The following is a 4,645-nucleotide window of genomic DNA, read 5'->3' as shown; positions in this document are numbered from 1 at the left end:
GCCCATGGCCGCATCGAGGAACGCACCGTCACCGTCAGTCGCGAGGCCGGCTGGCTCGAAGGCCAGCGCCGCTTTCCCGGTGAACTGCGCCTGCCAGACGCCACAACCATCGTGCGCGTCAGATCGCGCGCTGGACTGAAGGACAAAAGCCGCTTCGACACGCGATACTTTATCGGCCTCCGCCGAGCTGACCGCCGAATGGGCCGCTCATGCCGTGCGCGGCCACTGGCTGGTCGGATGGCGTGCGTGGTGTGGCGCTGCCGTGGAGTATCTGTCCCATAGCTGATCCCTGAATGAAGGGGCAGCTTGACTGATTCCCCCACACTCTGGGACCAGACACCTAGCGGCACTTTCGTCGGTCGCGTCCATCATGCTTCCGACGGCATTTCCGAATTCCGGAAAGCCAGGCCCAACGTTAGAAAATCGGTAAAGGATGGTTTCGCGGAGGAGGTTGTTCGCTATGTGTCCAACGGACACGTCGATTTTGGCAAATTCCTCAAGAACACGCCGCGCGTTCATCAATAGCTGTTCGCCGGATGGTGTAGGGACGACCGCCTTGTAGTGCGCTCGAACAGTCGGGTGTCCAGTTCCTCCTCAACCTCGACGATCGTTCGGCTTAAAGCCGATTGCGCGATGTTCAGGAAGCGTGCCGCAGCGGTATATCCGCCGCGCTACGCGATCGCGACGAACGCCCGCAAATGCCTGAGAGTGATATTATTGCTCATTCGCGATTGATCTATACTCAAAACATGTTGGACGCGCAATAGTTTTGAGACGAATGTATCGGGATGAGCGTCTTGAGAGATTGTCCATGAACGAGGTCATTACGAAGCAAGAAGACCAAGCGTTTCACATTATCTTCAACCGACCCGAACGGATGAATGCGGTCAATGAAGGCCTCTATCAACAGACGTTGGACGCCCTGAATTATGCAGACGACGACCCTAGGGTCCGGTGCGTGATCTTGTCCGGAAACGGAGGGGCTTTCTGTGCCGGTGCTGATTTGAAGGCCCACAAATCCGGCGAACGGACGCGCAATGAGCGCGAGGCGTATATTATGCTCGGGCAGAGCGTGTGCGAGCGGATTCAGATGATGAAGACGCCCGTGGTTGCCGAGGTGCACGGCTATGCTCTAGGCGGCGGAGCGGAAATCGCGACCTCGGCTGATTTTCTTATCATATCGGAGGACGCCCAACTCGGATTTCCCGAAATTGCTATTGGAACCTATGTGGGGGGAGGTGTGACGCTCCGCCTTCCCAGGCTCATCGGTTTGAGGAATGCCGCTAAACTTTTGCTGCTGGGCGATAGGATAACCGGCGCGAGATGCCTGGAGATTGGCCTGGCAACCGAGGCTCCGCCTGCGCATCAGTTGAAGGAGCGCACGGCGGCGCTAGTGGAGCGGATCGTCAGGAACGCACCATTACCAATGGCTCGTCTCAAGGCGGCGATCAATTTACCACAAAGCCCCGACAACGTTTTTCGGACCGAGGCCGAAGACCTGCTAGCGATCATGGAAAGCAGCGATTGGGCAGAAGGCGTCGCCGCCTTCGCGGAACGCCGCTCGCCCCGTTTCGAAGGAAGGTAGAAATGACCATGGAGCACCACAACGAAGCAACGGCCTTGAGCATACTCGGCTACGGCGAGCCGGATTTATCGGCTCCCACACGCCGCCGCAACGAGGCAACAGCCTTGAGCCGCTTACTGGAGCCGCATTCCGTCGCGATCATCGGCGCATCGGCCAATCCTGATAAGCGCGGCTATCAGATCATCAAGGCTCTTAAAAAAGCGGGATACAACTATCCTATTTTACCCGTAAACCCGAGGGGAGGGAGGATCCTCGACTTACCAGTCTTTAGTGACATCGATGCCCTTCCGGACGCCGTGGATATTGCGGTGATCGTTCGGCCGGCGGAGGAAGTGCCCGATATCCTTATCCAGTGTGGTAAAAAGGGCATCGCAGGAGCTGTGGTTCTGGCGCACGGATTCCGCGAGCGAGGAGACAAGGGATCTGCCGCGGAACAAAGATTGCGAGATGCATTAGGAAAAAGCGGTGTACGCATTATTGGACCTAACACATCGGGAATGCTGAACTGCACTGTGCAGGCGGACCTCATTGGTCTGCCGGAATTGCCGCCAAGCGGGCCAGTCAGTCTTCTAACCCAAAGCGGTAACATGATCCTTTCGGTCGTCGAAGACAGCCGCTCGATCAATGGCCCCGGCTTCGATGTCATCGCGGGACTCGGTAACCAGACTGATGTCGGATATGGCGAGTTGATTGAGGAGCTTTGCCTGCGCGAGAGCACTCGGTCGATTGCGATTTACAATGAGGGTTTTCTTGACGGCCGGGGATTCCTCGACGCGGCGGCACGAGTGGGGCAAAGCTGCCCGATTGTGATGCTGCGCGGCGGACGATGTATCGAGGGCCGGAAGGCGGCGCTTTCCCATACAGGTTCGATCGCCGGCGCCGACGATATCGCCCTGAAGGTGTTAGCCCAAATGGGCGTGACCCTAGTTGATCGCTCGGATGAGTTGTTGCCGGTTGCTGCGCTTCTCGCAACCAGCCCACTGCCCAGACCAGAAACCGGGATCGCGGTTCTGACCGACGGTGGTGGTCATGCAACACTCGCGGTTGATGCGCTATCACGGGCGGGGGTGAAGCTTGCATGCCTCTCGGACGAAACCAAGGCCAAGCTGAGAAGCATCCTAGGCGAGGAGGCCATTGTCGAGAATCCGATTGACGTCGCAAGCGCCGCGGATGCCTACCCTGACGTTTTCCCCGAATGCCTCGGGATTCTGGCGTCAGATCCGCAGGTAGGGATTGTCCTGACAAATGGGTTATTTGGAGCGTATCATATTAGGTTCGACGCGTCTTTGTTGAAAGCCGAGAATTTGGCGGCCGAGCGCATCGTGGCGCTACGGAAGGCCACCGGCCTGCCGATGGTCTTCCACAGTTGCTATGCCGATCGTAAGCCGGAGAATCACGGCACCTTGCGAAAAGGCGGCATCCAGGTTTTTCCCTCGATAGATTGGGCCGCGACCGGTTCCAAGGCGCTGTTTGAACGGGCGAATTGGCTTTCTAAACCGGGTAGCCATAACGAAAGACTGGCACCGGACGCACCGCTCGTTGTCGTTCCCAGCGGACTGTCGGCAGAGACGACAGCTCGCGGGATGTTGCAGAAACTGGGCGTGGACACTGGCGAATGGTCGGCTGCAAGCGATGTCGATTCCGTGGAGTCAGCCATCTCGAACTTCGCCAGCGCCTGTGCGGTGAAGCTCGATTCCGCTGTTGTCGTGCACAAATCCGATGTCGGCGGCGTGCGCCTCGGTGTGACGCAAGAGGCGGCGCGCAGCGCTGTGGACAGCATCGCGAAGGCTACAGCATCCCACGCTCCCCCGGGGACGCTCTTCGGCTTCATCGTCACGCCAATGGTGAATAGCGGTGTCGAGCTTTTCGTCGGTGCGACCACAGATCCGGTGTTCGGCCGCGTAGTCTTGTTCGGCTCCGGCGGCGTGATGGTTGAAGCGATGAAGGACGTGACCTTTCGCGCGGCACCTTTCTCTCCCGCGGAAGCTTTGGACATGATCAACGAGACCCGCGTTGCGAAGATCCTCGACGGCTTCAGGAACTATCCGAGAGTCGACAAGCAATCCCTCGCGGACTTTATCTCATCCGTGTCCGTCGCAATCTTGAGTATGGAAAATCTTTCAGAACTCGACTTCAACCCGATCATCGCCAACGATGACGGCATCTATCCCGTCGATGTGAGACTCGTCGGGAACTATGCGCAGTCTTAAGCGGAGTGGTACGTGTTCAATTTGGTCAAAGCACAGATCGTGTTGGCCTTTGTGTGTCAGTGACATTCACGACGGCGGCGCTGGCCCCGTCCCATTATCGGACTGATTTTCAACTCGGCACGGCGCAGCACGGCGGCACCTATTTTTCTGGGAGCGGAATACTCTTCCATCAAGTGTCGTCCATCGATATCGGCGAATCTGTCGAGACTCTTATCCCCATCGGCGCGGTGAAATCAAGTTGAGCCTTGCAGAACCAGGGGCATCACTCGCCCAATTGCGCGGACAAGGTCTTGCCAATTACCGTGCAGCGGACCAGCTTGGCGCCGGAATCAAGATGACGACGCAGCGCAACCGATGGACCCACGATTCCACTTCACTCAGCGCCACACAAACTGGCCGCACGGCTAAGCATCCCCGTCAATTGGATCTATGCGCAGATCAGGCAAAAGTGCCTCCTGATCGACCGTCAACCGACCGGAGCCTTACCTGTTCCAAAACTCCCCTTCCGTGATCAATGCGGTCAGTGATCTCCGCAACCACGTCTCATCGACGTGAGAATCATTCAGCCTCATCAGGAGGGGCATCAAATAGTCGTCCGTGAAGAACTCGGAAGGCTTTGATTCAATTTAGGATTCTGCTCCAGTTTTGCGTTTGATTTTGCCGGAAATCGTGGCTTCGAGCGGCGATTTCCGGCAAATTGAAGCGTGCCCGTACGCGTGATTCGACTGTTGTGGCGAAGCTGCGAGGGGAGCGTGCGATGCGGCCGAAGGAACGGCGCGAAAGCGGACAGACCGACCTGTTGCGATCCCGGCTCGACCAGATCCTCAACATGGATCATCAACATGGATCA

The 4,645-nt window shown here is 57.6% G+C and carries 2 protein-coding genes and 2 pseudogenes; 3 read left to right on the top strand and 1 reads right to left on the bottom strand.

Annotated elements, in window-relative coordinates; translation table 11 throughout:
• Positions 1-229: pseudogene (locus AC1D1L_RS33400) on the top strand (ISAs1 family transposase); the annotation flags it as partial.
• Between the two features lie 289 nt (positions 230-518).
• On the opposite strand, the pseudogene AC1D1L_RS33395 reads toward AC1D1L_RS33400, so the two are convergent.
• Positions 519-656: pseudogene (locus tag AC1D1L_RS33395) on the bottom strand (helix-turn-helix domain-containing protein); the annotation flags it as partial.
• A 155-nt stretch (positions 657-811) separates the two neighbouring features.
• On the opposite strand from AC1D1L_RS33395, the gene AC1D1L_RS33390 reads away from it, so the two are divergent.
• Positions 812-1,585: an enoyl-CoA hydratase/isomerase family protein gene (locus AC1D1L_RS33390; protein WP_477345757.1), complete on the top strand. Its 774-nt coding sequence runs from the start codon at positions 812-814 to the stop codon at positions 1,583-1,585.
• Positions 1,586-1,587: 2 nt separating this feature from the next.
• Entirely contained in the window at positions 1,588-3,795 is a 2,208-nt protein-coding gene (locus AC1D1L_RS33385; RefSeq protein WP_477345755.1) for an acetate--CoA ligase family protein, read from the top strand.
• The last annotated feature ends 850 nt before the right edge of the window (positions 3,796-4,645 follow it).

The sequence above is a fragment of the Mesorhizobium sp. P2_D6 genome (genome assembly GCF_056404315.1).
The sequence above is the reverse complement of the archived record's forward strand: the minus strand, read 5'-3'. Positions and strand labels throughout refer to the sequence as shown.